Source organism: Zunongwangia atlantica 22II14-10F7, from assembly GCF_002094855.1.
Taxonomy (GTDB): Bacteria; Bacteroidota; Bacteroidia; order Flavobacteriales; family Flavobacteriaceae; genus Zunongwangia; species Zunongwangia atlantica.
Window position 1 is genome coordinate 1 of record NZ_ARYN01000005.1, and the last position, 17,447, is coordinate 17,447.

Annotated in this window: 14 protein-coding genes and 1 pseudogene; 10 read left to right on the plus strand and 5 right to left on the minus strand. The window is 35.1% G+C overall.

Translation table 11 applies throughout. The features are described 5' to 3' along the window. The 3 genes and pseudogenes from IIF7_RS20815 to IIF7_RS06140 all read left to right on the plus strand — a co-directional run. A pseudogene (locus IIF7_RS20815) lies at window positions 1-527 on the plus strand (SusC/RagA family TonB-linked outer membrane protein); the annotation flags it as partial. Window positions 528-536: 9 nt separating this feature from the next. Next, on the plus strand, window positions 537-1,937 hold the full coding sequence (locus IIF7_RS06135; protein WP_084840811.1) for a RagB/SusD family nutrient uptake outer membrane protein: 1,401 nt from the start codon (window positions 537-539) through the stop codon (window positions 1,935-1,937). A gap of 15 nt (window positions 1,938-1,952) precedes the next feature. After that, a complete protein-coding gene (locus tag IIF7_RS06140; protein ID WP_084840812.1) occupies window positions 1,953-4,820 on the plus strand; it encodes a M16 family metallopeptidase in 2,868 nt (955 codons plus the stop codon). A gap of 60 nt (window positions 4,821-4,880) precedes the next feature. Here IIF7_RS06140 and IIF7_RS06145 read toward each other — a convergent pair whose 3' ends face one another. From IIF7_RS06145 to IIF7_RS06160, 4 genes are all read right to left on the minus strand, one after another. After that, window positions 4,881-5,159: a DUF6520 family protein gene (locus IIF7_RS06145; RefSeq protein WP_084840813.1), complete on the minus strand. Its 279-nt coding sequence runs from the start codon at window positions 5,157-5,159 to the stop codon at window positions 4,881-4,883. 84 nt (window positions 5,160-5,243) lie between these two features. Beyond that, complete coding sequence (locus IIF7_RS06150) at window positions 5,244-5,705, minus strand: MauE/DoxX family redox-associated membrane protein (RefSeq protein WP_084840814.1); 462 nt, start codon at window positions 5,703-5,705, stop codon at window positions 5,244-5,246. A 98-nt stretch (window positions 5,706-5,803) separates the two neighbouring features. Continuing rightward, window positions 5,804-6,721, minus strand: coding sequence for an AraC family transcriptional regulator (locus tag IIF7_RS06155; protein WP_139801278.1), 918 nt, complete (start codon window positions 6,719-6,721; stop codon window positions 5,804-5,806). A gap of 19 nt (window positions 6,722-6,740) precedes the next feature. Beyond that, entirely contained in the window at window positions 6,741-7,151 is a 411-nt protein-coding gene (locus IIF7_RS06160; RefSeq protein WP_084840816.1) for a DUF7793 family protein, read from the minus strand. Between the two features lie 170 nt (window positions 7,152-7,321). Here IIF7_RS06160 and IIF7_RS06165 point away from each other — a divergent pair, with 170 nt between their 5' ends. From IIF7_RS06165 to IIF7_RS06185, 5 genes are all read left to right on the plus strand, one after another. Beyond that, a complete protein-coding gene (locus IIF7_RS06165) occupies window positions 7,322-9,733 on the plus strand; it encodes an aminotransferase class I/II-fold pyridoxal phosphate-dependent enzyme (RefSeq protein ID WP_084840817.1) in 2,412 nt (803 codons plus the stop codon). 113 nt (window positions 9,734-9,846) lie between these two features. Continuing rightward, complete coding sequence (locus IIF7_RS06170; RefSeq protein WP_176218908.1) at window positions 9,847-10,680, plus strand: RteC domain-containing protein; 834 nt, start codon at window positions 9,847-9,849, stop codon at window positions 10,678-10,680. A gap of 278 nt (window positions 10,681-10,958) precedes the next feature. Next, complete coding sequence (locus tag IIF7_RS06175) at window positions 10,959-11,243, plus strand: helix-turn-helix domain-containing protein (protein ID WP_084840818.1); 285 nt, start codon at window positions 10,959-10,961, stop codon at window positions 11,241-11,243. Beyond that, complete coding sequence (locus IIF7_RS06180) at window positions 11,243-11,959, plus strand: hypothetical protein (protein ID WP_084840819.1); 717 nt, start codon at window positions 11,243-11,245, stop codon at window positions 11,957-11,959. Before IIF7_RS06175 ends, IIF7_RS06180 begins: the two co-directional genes overlap by 1 nt. Beyond that, entirely contained in the window at window positions 11,943-12,605 is a 663-nt protein-coding gene (locus tag IIF7_RS06185) for a P-loop NTPase family protein (RefSeq protein WP_084840820.1), read from the plus strand. Before IIF7_RS06180 ends, IIF7_RS06185 begins: the two co-directional genes overlap by 17 nt. A 65-nt stretch (window positions 12,606-12,670) precedes the next feature. Here IIF7_RS06185 and IIF7_RS06190 read toward each other — a convergent pair whose 3' ends face one another. After that, entirely contained in the window at window positions 12,671-14,152 is a 1,482-nt protein-coding gene (locus IIF7_RS06190) for a vWA domain-containing protein (protein WP_084840821.1), read from the minus strand. A 315-nt stretch (window positions 14,153-14,467) separates the two neighbouring features. Here IIF7_RS06190 and IIF7_RS06195 point away from each other — a divergent pair, with 315 nt between their 5' ends. Together IIF7_RS06195 and IIF7_RS06205 are read left to right on the plus strand one after the other, a co-directional pair. Further along, window positions 14,468-14,755 carry a hypothetical protein gene (locus IIF7_RS06195; RefSeq protein ID WP_084840822.1) on the plus strand — a complete coding sequence of 96 codons (288 nt, stop codon included), beginning with the start codon at window positions 14,468-14,470 and terminating at the stop codon, window positions 14,753-14,755. Window positions 14,756-15,036: 281 nt separating this feature from the next. Continuing rightward, window positions 15,037-17,436, plus strand: a complete 2,400-nt coding sequence (locus IIF7_RS06205; RefSeq protein WP_084840824.1) for a TraG family conjugative transposon ATPase — start codon at window positions 15,037-15,039, stop codon at window positions 17,434-17,436. The last annotated feature ends 11 nt before the right edge of the window (window positions 17,437-17,447 follow it).

Here is a 17,447-nt window from a genome sequence, read left to right on the forward strand (position 1 = left end):
TCACTATGGCCGGCTCATCCAATGGAAGCTTCGATTATGAGGATAGAATAGTAATTATCGATCGAAATAGTGAATTTTATGGGGGAATCAATAACAATTTAAAATTTAAAAATTTTAGTCTTCAGTTTTTATTTCGATTTGAAAAAAAATCTGGTTTACATTCCCTTTTTAATGCTGGAAGGGCTTCTAATCCCTTAAGGACTGTTTTAGCCAAATTAAATGGAGAAAGTACTTTTCAAACCATTTCTCAATCTTCCCAGGCGGGAAATGCATTCACAAATGTCCTTAACACAAATTTTCCTGTTCAGGATGCGTCTTTTATTCGCCTACAGACAATATCCTTTGGATATGATTTACCTAAGGCTTTTTTAGATAACATAGGTATAGATGCCTTAAGACTTTTTATTCACGGTCAAAACTTATTTACCATCACTCCTTATGAGGGAATAGATCCTCAACTTTCATTATCAGGAATCGAAATTGGAAGTTTAAGAAGTATCAGTGGTGGTGCTCAAATCAAATTTTAAAAAGAAATCATGAAAATAAATTTATATATAAAAAATATCTTAACGCTATCTGCGGTTTTATTTCTAGTATCCTGTGAAGATTTTGTAGAAGTAGCTCCTCCTGATAATAAGTTGGTAAGAGAAGAAGTATTCCGGAATGAAAATACGGTTATCAGTGCTATGAACGGCATCTACAATCAATTATTTCTGGCTTCATATATCAATGGTTCTTCGAGTAGTATTACGTACCTGACCGCTTTATCTGCTGATAACATCAAAAATATAAGAACCACAAATTTGGATCGGTTACAGTTTGAAGAAAATGAAATTATACCGGACAATGAATATAATTACAATTTATGGTCTAGCGCTTACAATAGTATTTATTTGGTGAACTCATTTTTGGAGGGATTATCTGAAGCGACAGAAATTGATGAAGAATTAAGACTTAGATTAGAAGGTGAATCACGTTTTATACGCGCCTTCACTTATTTCTATTTAGTAAATCTCTATGGTGAAGTTCCATTGATACTCAGCTCAGATTACACGAATAATGCACTAGCATCAAGAACGGAAAAGGAACAAATTTACAATCAGATTCTGGACGACCTATTGATGTCTGCCGAATTATTAACAGATACAGATCCAAGAGAAGAAAGAATTCAAGTGGATGTATTCACTGTGAAAGCTTTTTTAGCACGATTTTATCTTTATCAAGAACAATGGGAGTTGGCCTCCCAATTAAGTAGCGAAGTAATAGCTAATACTCAGGATTTCGAACTCTTAGAAAATTTAGATGAAGTTTTTTTAGCCAATAGCAAGGAAGCGATTTGGCAACTCTCTCCCATTGGAAGGGGAGGAAACACGCAAACAAATGAAGGAAATCTATTTATTCACAGCACTCTACTGCCCTTCTTTGTTAGCAATGCCATTGAAGATGATTTTTTTCAAGGATTCACTAATGACGACCTTAGATTATTGCATTGGATCGGGTATAATGAATCTCTTCAAGAGTTTTTTGTATATAAATACAAAATATGGAATAGCGGAGACTTCCCAATTACGGAATATTCTATGGTACTACGTCTTGCGGAACAATACCTGATAAGAGCAGAATCTCGATTACATACAAATAACAGAAATGGTGCTATAGCTGATTTAGACATCATTCGCCAGAGAGCAGGACTAGATTTAATTGCTGATATAAATCCAAATATTAATGACTCCGAGGTATTAGAAATTATCATGGCAGAAAGGAGAAAGGAATTATTTGCTGAATGGGGGCATCGCTGGTTTGATTTAAAAAGAACTGATAAAGCTACAGATATTTTAGGCACCCATTCACAGTGGGAAGAAACGGATTTATTATTTCCTATTCCCTCACAGGAACGTATGAAAAATCCAAATCTGAGTCAAAACCTAGGCTATTAATATTAGACGATAAATATGAAAATTCACACATATCTATGGTTTGTTATCTGCTTACTTTCTATTCAATCTTCATATTCTCAGGTTATAGAAAATATCAAAAGAGATTCGCTTCAACTAGACACAAGTATCCATTACAATGTTCTGGATAATGGTTTTTCCTATTATTTAAAGCCATTAAATAACGTTGATTCTGGATTAAAACTAAGATTTATTGTTAAAGTAGGTTGGAAAGATGAAAAACCAGATGAAACCAATTTTGCCCATGCGATTGAACATTTAGCATTTCGAGCAACCGAAAATTTTGATGAAGGTATTAAAAGTAATTACAAACTCTTAAAATCTATAGAAATAGACGCCAATGCTATAGGTGCAAATACAAACACTATTTGGACATCGTACAATTTTGATACTCAAGCAGATCAGAAAGAAGCTATAACCACAGCTTTTTTATGGTTTAAAGATATAGCCGATGGTTTGATGATATCAAAAAGAACTGTGGAGCAGGAAAGAGGAGTATTAATACAAGAATATAGAGGTGGAGATGGGAATCGTACAAATTATATGAATGAAAAATCTTTGTCCCATCAGCTTTTCCCTTGCCATCCTAATTTGAAAAACTTCTTAAAACATATGAATCAGTTTTCTTCAGATGACCTAAAGCAATTTTATCACGAGTGGTACCGTCCTGATCAAATGTCTATTATTATTACTGGTAACTTTGAGGATATTGATCAAATTGAAAGAGAAATTATTTCAGTCTTTTCACCATTAAAAAACCCTGATAATAGACTAAATTCTCACAATTGTGATTCAGAATACTATGCTAATTCATCGAAATTTGTTGCAGTAGAAACATCCTTTAAAGATTCAATATCAAAAGTTTTAGGAAATCCAATTACTATGAATTTCTTTTATCAAAATCCTTTGAGTACAGTAGAACTAAATCCGCAGGAAAAGTTTTTCAATGCAATAAAAGATGATTTATTCGCTCGTCTACTAAGAGATCGGTTGAAGAATAATTCAAGAACTAACAATAAATACTCTGCCCATTTCAATCTTTCCCGGAAAGTAGATAGAAATGCAGGTTTATTCCGTTTATCAATCAATTCTGAATATGATCATTTTCAGAATGCACTTAAAGAAACATTCTCACTAGTAAATCAACTTCATCTTCATGGTGTTGTGAAAGAGGAATTAGAGCTCATAAAAAAAGAAATGCTTGATCAATTACCTAATGGCTTGAAGGATTCTAAAGATTATTGGTTAGAGCAAATTCAAAAATACGCCTTAAAAGATGAGATTTTACCACCAAAAAAAATAGAGCTTACAAGAAGGTATATAAAAGACCTTTCGGCCAAAGAGTTAAATAATAGAATTCGGCAAACTTTATCATTAGGTCCAAAGGATATAGCTCTTGTGCTTCCTGCCGACTACAATATGGAGATTTTCAACGAAAAGAATCTTCGTAATATAATCAATAACTCAAGTGACAAAAATATAGGTAAATATAAAATGGAAGCGGAAAACCTGAGTCTCATGTCTTCCGATGAAATAAATTCATTTATCTCAAAAGGATATACAAAGCTGAATTCAAATGCTGAGAAAGTTATACGGTATCGTCTTAATAATGGTCTAAAACTCACGTTTATGCCTTCGCCAACTGAGAAAGAAAATGGTAAGATTTTTTTTCATGGCTTTAGTAAGAAAGGAGCTGAATATTTTAAAGAACAGCACTATTATTCAGCGGTTTACGCACCTTTCCTCATAAGAGAGTCTGGAATTGGAAGCCTGAATAATGTTAATTTAGCTCGCTTTTTTGAATCTACAGAATCGATGTATTTAGGAATTTCACCTTATATCAACCTGAAAAACTCAGGAATTAAGGGAAAAGTATCAAAAGCTGAATTTGAAAAACTCCTACAACTTATATATTTGTTTTTCAATAAACCGAATCAGGCTATCATAGGGTTTGACAATTGGAAAAGGAATCAATTAAAATATTTAAATAGGAGTAAAAATGGCATTAATGATTTATTAGATGCCATGGCAAACCTTACTGAAGATTATTCAGCTCTTCCATATGGAGTTGAAAAAATCAATACCATGCATAAGGTAAATCCTGATCAATCATTTCATATTTACAAAGAGATATTCGGGAATGCCGAAGATTTCGAATTCATTTTTACAGGTGACTTCGAAATTGAGAGTATTCTCCCACTTTTAGATAAGTACCTTGGAAACTTATCTAATCTTCAGCAGTCAGGATCCGCAAAAAACACATGTCCTACTTTCATTCCCGAATTACCTGAAGCTCCGTTGTTTGAGAGAATTGATTTACCAGATTCCTATTCAACAGAAAATGTTTATTACAATTTAAAATACATACGTCAGAAGGATCAAAATAATAATTGGAAAGAAAAGTTAAGAATACAAATTTTAGGAAAAATAATCAATCGCATTCTAAATGACTTACGAACTAAAAATAAGCTGTCACTATATTTTTATGGAGTGGCAGGCGGCTATAATGAACTGATGGACAGATATGAGATAAATTTAAGACTTGTATGCGAACCTAAAGAACTTGATTTTATTCTACAAAGAGTTAAAGAAATCATTTCTGACATAAAAAAAGGGAATATATCAAGTGACATTTTCGAGTTGATAAAGAATCAATTCCGTGAAAAATATTCCTCCAATATTCTAAATCATCCCAAAAGCGAACTAGAAAACTTGTTCTTAAAAAATCTAAACGATCAACAAATAATAATAGCTGAGGAAGTACAAAAATTTATTAATAGTCTATGTATCGAAGATTTAACAAAAACCGCTAATCAATATTTGGAAGAAGAATCAAAATATGAACTCTTAATGGCTCAAAAATAAATCTGAAAAAAGCACATCGTGTATCCACGATGTGCTGTTACAATTAAACTTTCCAAACTATTAGCTTGGATCTATTACAATAGGTTCATCGGAATCACCTTGTTTCGAAGTTGTATTGTCTTGTTCGTCATAGACTTGATAGATTGGACCATCCTCCCCTATTTGAACTCTACATTCTTCACTTCCTTCTCCACAATCTACTTCATCAATTTCAAACCAGGATCCATTTCCTAAATCAACATAGTCGTGTTCCTCCTGCGAATATTGAGCTGTGGTAAATGACATTCCTATGGCACAGATAAACGCCATTAACGGTAATATTAACTTACTTCTTTTCATAATTTAAGTATTTAAATTCATTAAAATGCCTACTTTATTTACAGGTGTTCGGCCTCCGTTCCTGTCTTCATCGCGATAAATTCTTTATAGCTTTTTATTCTTTTCGAAATATAATCCGGTAGTGGCTAATACAAGACTTATAGTATTCAGCAGCAAGTGTTGCTTCCAGCTGAGAAGGCTTAGGATGCCTCCACATGTACAGGGTTCATAAGGGCTTATAAAAACAATCCATAGTGTATAAGCAGTGAACAGGCTTAAGAGTATTACACTACTTAAAAGACCGATTTTTCTAAAATCTTCAAATATGATTGCTCCGGCTATACCAATTTCCCCCAAAGGGATTAACCAGGAAAGTATATCAGCGGTATGTTCTGTAAAAAATAGCGGTGCATTCCTTAAGGTCGTAAAAAGCGCATTAGTATCTATAAGTTTTGAAAAACCGGTATATGCGAATAGTAGAATTAAGTATAGGGCAATTCCAAGCTTAAAAAAGTTTATTGTAGTCCCATTCAACTTTCCTTGATATTTATATTTCATTTGATTCATCCCATTCGCATTTTTTGGAGTTATGGTTTAAAGTTCACCATATTGATCCAAAAGCTTTTGCCTGAAACGATTTTCAATTTGAACTTAAGGCTAAATATTTATAATGCTCTTATTTTACTTGGTGCCACACTATAATGCTTTTTGAAGGATCTTGAGAAATGTGCTAAACTCAAAAAGCCACATTCTTCTGAGATTTCACTTATGGACATTGAAGTATCTCGGATAAGAGCATAGGCCTTTTCCAGTCGTTTTCTTAGATGGTATTCATTAATGGATTCTTCATAAGTACGCTTAAATATCACGGTCATTTTACTCACACTAGCGCCTACTTCTCTGGCTATCAAAGACAGTTTCGGAAGTGGACGATCCAATCTTTTAATAATATAGGCATGTAATGTTCTTACTAAGTCCCGTTGATCTTTCAAAAGGAGACTTCGATATTCACTTGGATATCTTATTTGTCCTTCCTTACGGTCTTTAAGCTCATTTTTTAAACGTTCATTACAATAAACTGCTTTAAAAACGGAAAGACAATAGCCTGTTTGTTCTCCTGAAATTAAAGGATGAAGATAGCCATATCCCGACCATGAATATCCACAATGATGTTTTAGCTCAATGCTAATTGGTAAGCGATATTGACCTACATCAGTCATAAATTTCTCGATCTGTTCATTTAGGCCAATCCGATCACCTAGGATCAATTTCAAAGGTTTTCCTAAAAGATGTTCCTCTTTATACATTAGGATTTTACGAATATTTTCAGAGAATGATGTGATCTGTAAATTCTCATCCAGATTAATGATGACATTTTCAATCGCTTCTTTACTCTTTTCAAAATTGATTTGGTGAACTACTGTATTAATTTCTTCAACCATAATATTGAGAGAAATTGCAATCTGTTCGAGCTCATCCTTTTGATTTCTAAGTGGCAAGGTGTAAGTATAGGTACCAAGAGTGATTTCTGTAATAAAATTCAGAATCTCCTGTACCCTGGCTTTGAAAGTTGGGGTATTCATAACTTGGTGGGTTATAAGGTTATTCAAATTGCTTCAAAAAGTTTAAGGCTTCTGAAGTGGTTGTAAAAGTCTCAATGGGGACATTAGGCTTACTAATCTCCCTAAATGCCGACATCATGGTTCCAAAATAGCTTTCTTCTATAACAAAGGCAACCGCTAATGCATTCAGGCATCCATCAACAGCGAGATATTCCCTTGCTGCCTTACTAGAAGTTTTAAGCTGTCTTATGTCGCATAAAATGGGGTATACTTTTCCTTGCTGAAGTCGTAATCTGGCTTTTACCACAGCCCGAGCTTCATTGATATCGAGAATTATATTGGGTTTATATATAAAATTAAGAATACCCTCCTCGACCCAGAAGTGTGCATAATCTTCTCCTTTAAACATTTGTATCCCTATTTCTATTCTAAAAATAGGAAAAATTTTCATAACCTTAATTTAACATTACAATCAATAGATTACAATAATTCATAGAAAATACCAGTAAATACGCCTATTTGACTTTAAATTTCATGATTTGACTCGTAGACCATTTTAATGTTTCTTCTTAAAACAAAGCGGTTGTTTTTTTAGCTTGATAGGAGTTTAAATGATAACAAATGGCGAAAATTAAGTACAATAATATCCTAAACACCGTAATCTCGGTGATGACAAGTGCCAAAGAATCCGGCGCTCTTCATCTGTATGCTGATGGAAATTCTATCAATGGAAGAAAACTTCAAATTGATGGAAAGGATTTGTTCAATTTTGGAACTACAGGTTATCTGGGGTTAGAACAGGATGAGCGTTTAAAACAAGGCGCTATTCAAGCCATACAAGCCTACGGAACAGAATTCCCAATGTCTAAATCTTATGTTTCTCATCCTTTATACCGCGAACTAGAGACCTTACTGTCCAAAATATATAATGATCATTTCGTCGTGGTGACCAAGAACAGTACTCTAGGACATTTAGGTGTTATTCCCTCTGTTGTGAATGATGGCGATGGAATTATCTTAGACCATCAGGTACACTGGAGTGTTCAAAGTGCCATACAGCCACTAAAACTACGTTCAGTTCCAGTCGAAATGATTCGCCATAATAACCTTGACATGCTGGAAGAAAAATTGAAAAAATTACAATCGAAATGCAACAAAATTTGGTTTATGGCTGATGGGATGTATTCGATGTACGGAGATTATGCACCTATCGAAGATTTAATAGGACTAGCCAAACGATATAGTCAACTTTATTTATACTTTGATGATGTCCATGGAATGAGTTGGAAAGGTGCTAACGGTAGTGGTTATGTGATGAGTATTCTCAAAGAATTACCAGAAAAAGTAATTCTCATTTCCACACTAAGCAAAACTTTTGGAGCTAGTGGTGCAGTTATGGTTTGTAAAGATCAAAAGATTCAGGAAAGAATTAAAAATTTTGGAGGACCACTTACGTTTTCTATTCAACTAGATCCAGCCGCCGTTGGTGCTGCAATAGCTTCTGCGAAAATTCATTTATCTCCCGAAATCTATCAATTACAAAAGGAACTTTATGATCGTATTTCATTTATGGATCAATGCCTAAAAAACACTAGGCTTCCATTAATTACACATAACGATTCTCCGATATTCTACATAGGAACGGGTATGCCAGAGACTGGTTTTAATCTTATTAAACGATTAATAGCCAAAGGCTTTTATACCAATCTTGGAATTTTTCCTGCTGTTCCAATCAAAAATACCGGATTACGCATTAGTATATCGAGACATAATCAACAAAAGGATATCGAGGATTTTGTAAAGACATTACAAAAAGAATATCCTAAAGCTTTACATGATACGGGGACTAATATTAACCGGGTATCTGCAGCATTTGGTCGGACGATCAAAGGCTCTGAAAAATCTAAACAACTAGATAAAAAATTAAGTCTTAAAAAATATAATTCTATTGAAGAAATATCTCCAAGCTTTTGGAATGAGCGAGTTGGAAATAATAGCTTTTATGACTGGGATGGTCTGGTGACTTTAGAAAAAATCTTTAAGCATGAAAAAACACCTGAACATCAACTTCAATTTTTTTATTTCAATATCTTGGACCAAAATGATAAATGTATTCTTTCTACTTTTTTTACTTATGGGTTGTGGAAAGAAGATATGCTGGCTCCAAGCTCTGTTTCCGTAAGAATAGAAAAGGAAAGAAAGTCAAATCCTTACTATCACACAAGTTATTGCCTTTGTATGGGATCCATGGTCACCGAAGGTAACCATCTATTTCTCGATAGGGATCACATGCTTTGGAAACAGGCTTTTGATCTCCTACTGGAACAAATAGAAATTCTTGACAAAAAATTGAATCCAGATTATGTCATTCTGCGCGATTTTGATCAAAAGGATACCGAAATCAAACTATACCTACATAAAAAAGGTTTTATTCAGGTTGCCATGCCAGAATCTGCGGTTTTCGATACGTTCGAATGGAAAGATCAAAAGGAATATATTCAAATTTTAAGTAAACGATCACGTAAGCATTTTAGAAAAGAAATTCTTGCTTTTGAAAATGATTTAAAAATAGATTACAGGCAATCTATCAATAATATAGAACTGCTACAATGCTACAAGTTATACCAGTCGGTAAAGAATCAAAATTTGGGTTTAAATACTTTTACTTATCCCTTTAGTTTATTTACCCATATGAAGGACGCTCCTCAATGGGAATTTATATTGATTTCTTTAAAAGAGCCCGATCAAAATTTAGTAGGAGTAATGTTTTGTTATAAAAACAAAAGTGGGATTTATACGCCTGCAATTATTGGTATGGATTACACATTCGCATATCGATACAACATCTATAGACACTTACTCTATCATACTATTAAAAGATCGAAAGCTCTAGATTATAAACGGGTCGATTTCGGACTTACGGCGGGTTTTGAAAAACGGAAGCTTGGCGCAAAGATCATTGAGAAATGTGCATATCTACAAGCAAAGGACAATTTTGCCATGGAGTCCTTGGAATGGTTAAGAACAGATTAGAAGTCTATATTTCCCAAACGCATTAAATTTTCTTTGATCCAGATTACTTATACGATTCAAATTTGAAACTAGCACAACAACGTCACTATTTGTTATCCTTAAATACGCACCCCATGATCGAGAACATTATGTCGACTTTTAGCGAAAACATCGATAGTCTGATTCATTCCGGAGATTCCGATCTTAAAAAGGCTGAATCCGGAATTCAGCTCTCGGTAAAAACGCTTACTAAACTTCAAAAACACGTGGATAAGAATGATTTTGAAGATCCCCAGTCAGAAATAGACTTCTTCAGAAATATCAAACCTCTCCCAATGAGTTACCATATCTACTTCTCTCAGGTACGTCATTGTGAGATTAAACTACCAAAAATCGGTATTTCTAATAAGGTGCGATTTCTCGAGAAAGAAATGAAAAAGATCAATCAATTCTTTTCGGAGAATAACAGTTTTGTAAGTTATATGGAACAGGGACATACGTATCTTGATCATATGTTCTTTAGTCGTCACGGGAAAAGAGATTTCTCGTTTAACCCCAATATTTTCTACTACCAATACCCGGAATTCTCCACCTCTCATGATTTGCTTTGGTCTCAGGTACAGGCGCTGTACCGTTACATTCATTATATTCGGGAAAAACTGGAAAGAATAGAACCGGGAAGCAGCAGTAATTTCAGGGAACGAAAACCTAATCTTTTAATTTGGTCCGGTACCAAAACCAATTTGGTCGAAATGATCTATTCTTTTTATTTCAATGGAGACATCAATCATGGAACCGTAGATCTAAAAACGCTTTTTGCGGCTTTTGAAGATTTCTTTAATATCAAGATCGATAATTTCTACAAAACATACGGCGAAATAAAATCCCGTAAAGATCCTCGTACCAAATATCTTCATTCGCTTGCCGCAATCATGGACGCTAAAATGCGAGAAGACGATAAAAAATAGATATTCGTAGTTAACTCGTACTACGAAAAGTTCATTTCTCGTAAAATTTTTTCCTATTTCGCGCCTTAGCTCCCTCTTATTCTTCCTTCCCAATATTTAAATCAGGTCATAACAAGCTAAATCCTATCAAAAGTTAAAGTTTATCGTACTACGAAGCTCCTACCGAAAAAAGACCATCAAAGTCCACCAATTTTACAGAACGAAAGTCAAATCATGGAAAGGGCTATCATTTAAAAACAATCAACCTTGATAGTCCTTTTTTTTAAAACCAATTTATTATGCCAAGTACAATTATTACAACCGACGATTTAAGAGAATTTAAAGTAGAGCTACTCGAAGACATTAAAAAACTGCTCACCTCACAATCTAAGAATAAAGTAAAACGCTATTTAAAATCTGCAGAAGTTATGGATATGCTTCAAATCAGTCCGGGAACACTTCAAAACTTAAGAATTAACGGTACCCTGCCTTATACTAAAATGGGAGGCATTATTTATTACGATACCCGGCAGATTCAAAAAGTTTTAGATCAAAACAGTATTCATCATAAAATGAAACTTTAATGCGCAATTATATCAAACTACTGACCGCGGCCTATGAGCAGTTTTACAAAGATAGCCGGCTAAGTCCGTCCCATGTTAGTTTATACATGGCTCTTTTTCAGGAATGGAATATAAGTCGTTTTGCCATTGAATTTTATGCTGATAGGCATTTGCTTATGAAAATTTCCAAGATCGGTTCTACTTCAACATACCATCGTTGTATTGTACAACTACACGACTGGGGATATCTAATATATTACCCTTCTTTCAATCCGTTTAAAGGCAGTAGAATTCGGATGCAACTTCTTGACAATACCGAGCAGGAATTAGCATCCGGTTACGATCCCAAATTAGAACAGATTGCCGAACGCTACCATCCCACCACTGAACAGCTCGACGATCGGAAGTATCCCGTGAGCGAACAAGCATGCGTATCTAATATAAAACATAATAAACCTATAAACATTAAAACACCAAACCGGCAGGAGGTTATTTTATTTTTTAAAAATTTAAAATCAAAAAAATCCAGTGCCAATCATTTTTTTGATCACTATCATGGACAAAATTGGGTTACCGGTGATGGTCTAGCCATTAAGAACTGGAAATCACTCGCGAAAAAATGGATCGATACACAACATGCTTTTGAAAAGAAAAACAAGATCAGGCATCCCAAATCTGAAAAGGATATAGACTACTTAAAAACAACTAACGATAAAGATTATGGACAACCCCTCTAAAATTGTTGAAGGTGGCGTCACCTATTCCCTCGGAAGATTTGATGGCTGCTGTGTACACTATGATTTTTCTAAAATTCTGGTTTACCTGGAAGCCAAAGGAAAATTACTGTTTGGATCACATTTTGAGCTATTCAGTAACGATCGAAAAATACTATTACAATTGTGTTCCTACATGATTAGGGATGCAACCACCTGTGCGAAATATGATATTGATATCAATAAAGGAATATTACTTTCCGGACCTGTAGGCTGTGGTAAAACCAGTCTCATGAAATTATTACGACACCTGGATCCACAGCGGCGTTTTTACGAAATGATTCCATGCCGTAATGTAAGCTTCGGATTCAACCATATCGGTTATAAAACTATTGAAGATTATGGGAATTCAGGCTACTATTGTTTTGATGATCTTGGAGTGGAACTTCCCGGAAGATTTTACGGAAAAGATTGTAATGTCATGGGCGAGGTTTTACTCTCCCGATATGAACGTCATAACCTAAGTAAAGGATCCTTTAAAACACATGCTACCACTAACCTCAACGCTGAAGAATTAGAATCGCGTTATGGTATACGAGTACGAAGCCGAATGAAAGAAATGTTTAATCTCATCGCCTTTCAGAAACACACCGGAGACAAAAGAAAATAAAAGGAATATGCTTTCGGCACATTCCTTTTATTATCCGGTATATAACTATCATTACTATTAAATAATCACAAATCTTTGGCCTTTGCGACTATTTCTTTAAACTCCGCTTTAAAGCCATGTTCATCTCGTAAATTGGTACTGTTGATCCATTCCAATACCTGATCATAACTACTTGTCCCTTTATATTCGGAATCAGAAAGGAGCATCGAGAATGCTGAAATACCGGCGGTAAACTTCATAAAATCAGATGACTCAGAAAAACTTTTTGCTTCATCAAAAATTTCTAACTGAATAGGAACGCTAACATCGCTATCCGGTAACTTATATCGAAAATCTACTGTAAAAGCTGAAAGGTTTTCAGAAACATTACCAACAGGAACAATTTCATAGAGTGCAGTGATATTTAGCCCTGCACCGATCTCCCCGGCATCTTCCGTATCATCTTCAAAATCTTCTGTATCTAAAATTCTGTTTTCATATCCAATTAAGCGATAAGCTTCCACTACTTCAGGATTAAAAGCTACCTGAACTTTAACATCTTTGGCTATGGTATAAAATTTACTATAATCGTAAATAAAGACTTTCCGTAATTGCTCCGGATTATCGATATATTCATAATTTCCATTTCCATGGTTGGCAATCTGCTCCAGGGCAGCATCGTTTAAATTCCCCCGACCTACTCCCAAGACGGTTAGAAATATTTTGGAAACTCTTTTCTCTTCTATAAGCGCTATGAGTTCCTCTCGGTTACTTATTCCCACATTAAAGTCGCCATCAGTTCCCAGAATAATTCGGTTATTGCCATTTTCGATAAAATTTTCCTGTGCGATCTCGTATGCAGTAGAAATTCCTGCTGCTCCGGCTGTACTTCCTCCCGCACCTAATTGATCGATTGCATTTTTGATAGTGTTTTTTTCTGTCCCGGAAGTTGATGCTAATAAGACTCCGGCACTACCGGCATAAGTCACTATTGCTATACGATCCTCTGCCCCTAATCCATCAACGAAATATTTAAAACCATTCTTTAAAAGTTCCAGCTTGTCTTCACTGGCCATCGATCCTGAGACATCAATAAGAAAGACAAAGTTTGATGGTACATCTTCACTTTCAGGTATTGTTTTACCTTTTATTCCAATTCTAATCAATTTGTTTTCACTATTCCATGGATTTCCACTAAGCTCCCCATTTAAACTAATGGGATGTTCGCCTCCATTAAAGTCGTAATCCAGGTTAAAATAATTAATAAACTCCTCTGTACGAATGGCTCCTCTTGGAGGTAACATATTTTCCTGCATTATAAATCTTCTCATATTCCCATAGGAAGCACCATCGGCATCAATGGAGAATGTGGAAATTGGAGCTTCTGACGTATATACAAATGGATTCTCTACATATTCTTCATATTGATCTCTAGTTTGAAACTCTCCCATTTCGTCGTATTCCGAGGTATTCCCATTAGAAAAGGAAAAACTATTGTCATTTTCAGGATTCGTACTGCAGGAAGCAACAATGAATAGCAACAAAATTAATTCGTAAACTTTTTTCATAATGACTAGTATTGGTTTCTATATAGATACACTGATAATGAAAAAGTTGCGTATGTTTTTGAAGTATATTTTCGGGGATTTTAAAAATAAACTTTAGGTAAATGAACGATACATTGACGTTTTTGAGACCTCCGATATATTCCATTTAATAAGTTATCAACAGATCATTGGTTCTGATCATAGTATTTATTGACAATTAGCACTAAAATCTATCATCTGATACTAAACTTTATTTTATTCACAAATTATTGATTTACAGTATTTTACATCCTTAAAACTATAACTTTATCATAACAAATTCTAAATCATTATGTTATGAGAAAATCAATTGTACTTACTTTAATGTTAAGCGTTTTTGCGACGCCACTTTTTGCTCAGATTGGGGGTATTGAAGATTCCGTAAATGATATCGCCAGTACGATCCGAAGTGTATTTCCTATTATTTTGGCAGTGATCTTTTTAGTAGGCTTTCTTTTTAATGCCGGTCATTTCTTTGGAGAGAACTCGGATATTAAAAAAGGGATTACCCGGGTATTGGTATTTGTACTTATTGCCGGAGCCGTGGTAGGAATCTTCTCCTATATCCTTGGTATTGTGGTTTAAAGAAAAGAATATGACTTCTTTTGACACCTACCGCAATATCCGTAAGGGTGCCATTATTTTTGGATTACCGATACCCCTATTCGCTCTATGTATGGTATCGGTAATCGGCTCCCTTTTGATCATCATTTTTGCTTTTAGCATGACAATTATTGCTAGCGCATTACTATGGAACCTTGGATTATACATCCTATTACTGCGAATGAGCAACCGTCCTCTTTCATTCGCACCAAAGGGACGATTTCCAAAGCATATCACCAATAAATTTTATTCAGGAATAACTTATGAAAAGACTTGAATTTTCAAAATATCATCCGCTAATCCATATGGATGGTAATTTAGCTTATGCCAATAACGGTAACGTGATTTTAGGCTACAGTGTACATCTACCGGAAATCTATTCTCTTTCTGAAAAAGATTTTGAAAAGCTGCATTCGAGCTGGTTTCAATCCCTAAAATCATTGCCTTCCGGATGCCTTGTTCACAAGCAAGACACCTATCACAAAAAGGAATATTCCGCTTCGGCCCTTCCAAAACAGCGCTTTTTAGAAAAAGCAACTTATACCTATTTTAAGGGAAGGGAATATCTCTATCATGAGTGTCATTTATTTTTTGTCCTTCCAGCCGGTAAATCCATTCAAAGTACTCGGTTTGTCAATCCGTTCAAAAAGCTGAATACCACAATTCCCAAACGCATATCCGAGCGTGTAGATCAATTTGTAAGCAGTGTATCAGATGCGGTTTCCTTCCTAAACAATAGTCGAAAAATTAGCTTAAGTCCATTGTCTCCTGAGCAATCGCTCCAACTTACAGAAGATTATTTTAATGGATATCACGAAGATCATAAAACAGATATGTTACTGCATCGTGATGGTGTAAGTGTTGGAGAACATCATTATGGTGCTATGGCCATCAATAATGAATTGTGTTTTGGCGATCAGCTGCATACCAGTAAAATCAATGAAGCTTTTACTTCCGACACCTTTAGCTTTCAAATGGGATTTATTGATGGTCTTGGTCTCGCCCTTCACGAAAATCATATGATTAATCAGATTATGATCCTTGATGATAAATACAAATGGCGCCGGATCCTGGAACAAAAAATTGAGGCATTGAAAAAAAGTGTCAATTTTGGTTCCCAAAACAAAATCATTTTAGGTAAAATACAGGAAATCCTAGACCGCATTAACGATGATGAGCAGTCCCGATTTATAAGAGGGCATTTAAATATTATATACTGGACAAAAAAGCCATACCGGCTCTCGAACATTGCCTCAAAAATCAATTCGGAATTTAAGGAGTTGGATATTATACCCTATGCTCCGAAAGGGGAAGCTTTAAAGCATTATATCCTTAACAGCTACTGGGCTCATGCTACTAATTTCAAAGACCACGATCTTTATGTAAGTGAACTTAAACATGCTTTATGTCTTTTAATCAATAACACCTCATACCGATCTGATCCACAAGGCATCATTTTTAATGACAGGGCTTATAATATACCCGTATTTAAGGATGTTTGGGATGAACGAAAGAAACGAATAAAAGCTCGTAATTTTGCCATTTTCGCCCCGACCGGGGAAGGGAAATCTTTTTTAGCCAATAATATACTTCGTCAGTATTTTGAGCAGGGAATTCGTCTGGTAATTATCGATCTTGGAGGTTCCTATACAAAGCTTGCCAAGCTCTATCCCGGGCAATATACCGTAATGCGATATCATGAGGGAGAAAGTCTTGGGATCAATCCTTTCTATATCGCTACAGCTAAAGATCTCACTACCGAACGGCTTGAAGATCTGGCCATATTTATATTTGAGCTCCTCGCTCCCGGCACCAGGATTGAAAAAGCGCAATCTGTAGCACTCAAAAAGATCTTAAAAGCCTATTACCAACAAGAATCCGGGATTCCTTCTTTAGCCGGCTTCTATCATTTCATTGATGACTCCGGGGAATCACTACCTGCAGCACTGGGAATCAAAATGGAATACTTTAACCGATCTGATTTTCTTCATGTTATGTCTGAGTATGTGGAGAACGGGATCTATAGTTTCCTATTTGAAAATCAGGAAGATCAAACCTATAAACTGGAAGATAAACGCTTAATAATTTTTGAACTTGATGAAGTTCGTGATAACAAAGAAATTCTTTCGGTAATGCTAAAGCTTATCAAAACAGCGGTACAGCGAACGATTTGGAGAAACCGATCCGAACGTGGAATTATTTTGTTTGATGAATTCGCTAAGCAACTCAAATTTGATAATGTACTCGAAAGCGTTGAATTCTATTATCAGGCCATTCGTAAACAAAACGGTGCCATCGGTATCATCCTCCAATCGATCAATCAACTCCCAGGAAATACAACGGCTGCCAGTATTCTTGAAAATACGCAGGTCATTTATAGTCTCAACAATGAGAAAGGATACGATGAACTCGCCTCGAGATTGAAGTTATCCGATCATGATCTAACGCAACTGCGATCCATCCGTAACAATTTCTCGGGGTCGCGAAAGTATACCGAGATCTTCATTAAGATTGGAAAAGAAAGTAACATCTTTCGTTTGGAAGTACCTCCCGAAGTTTATGCCGCTTACCTCACCGATGGTGCCGAAAACGAAGCGATAATGGCCAATTACAATAAAACCAATGATATGGAAGCGGCTATAAAAGAATTTTTAAATCCATAAAACTTACAGCT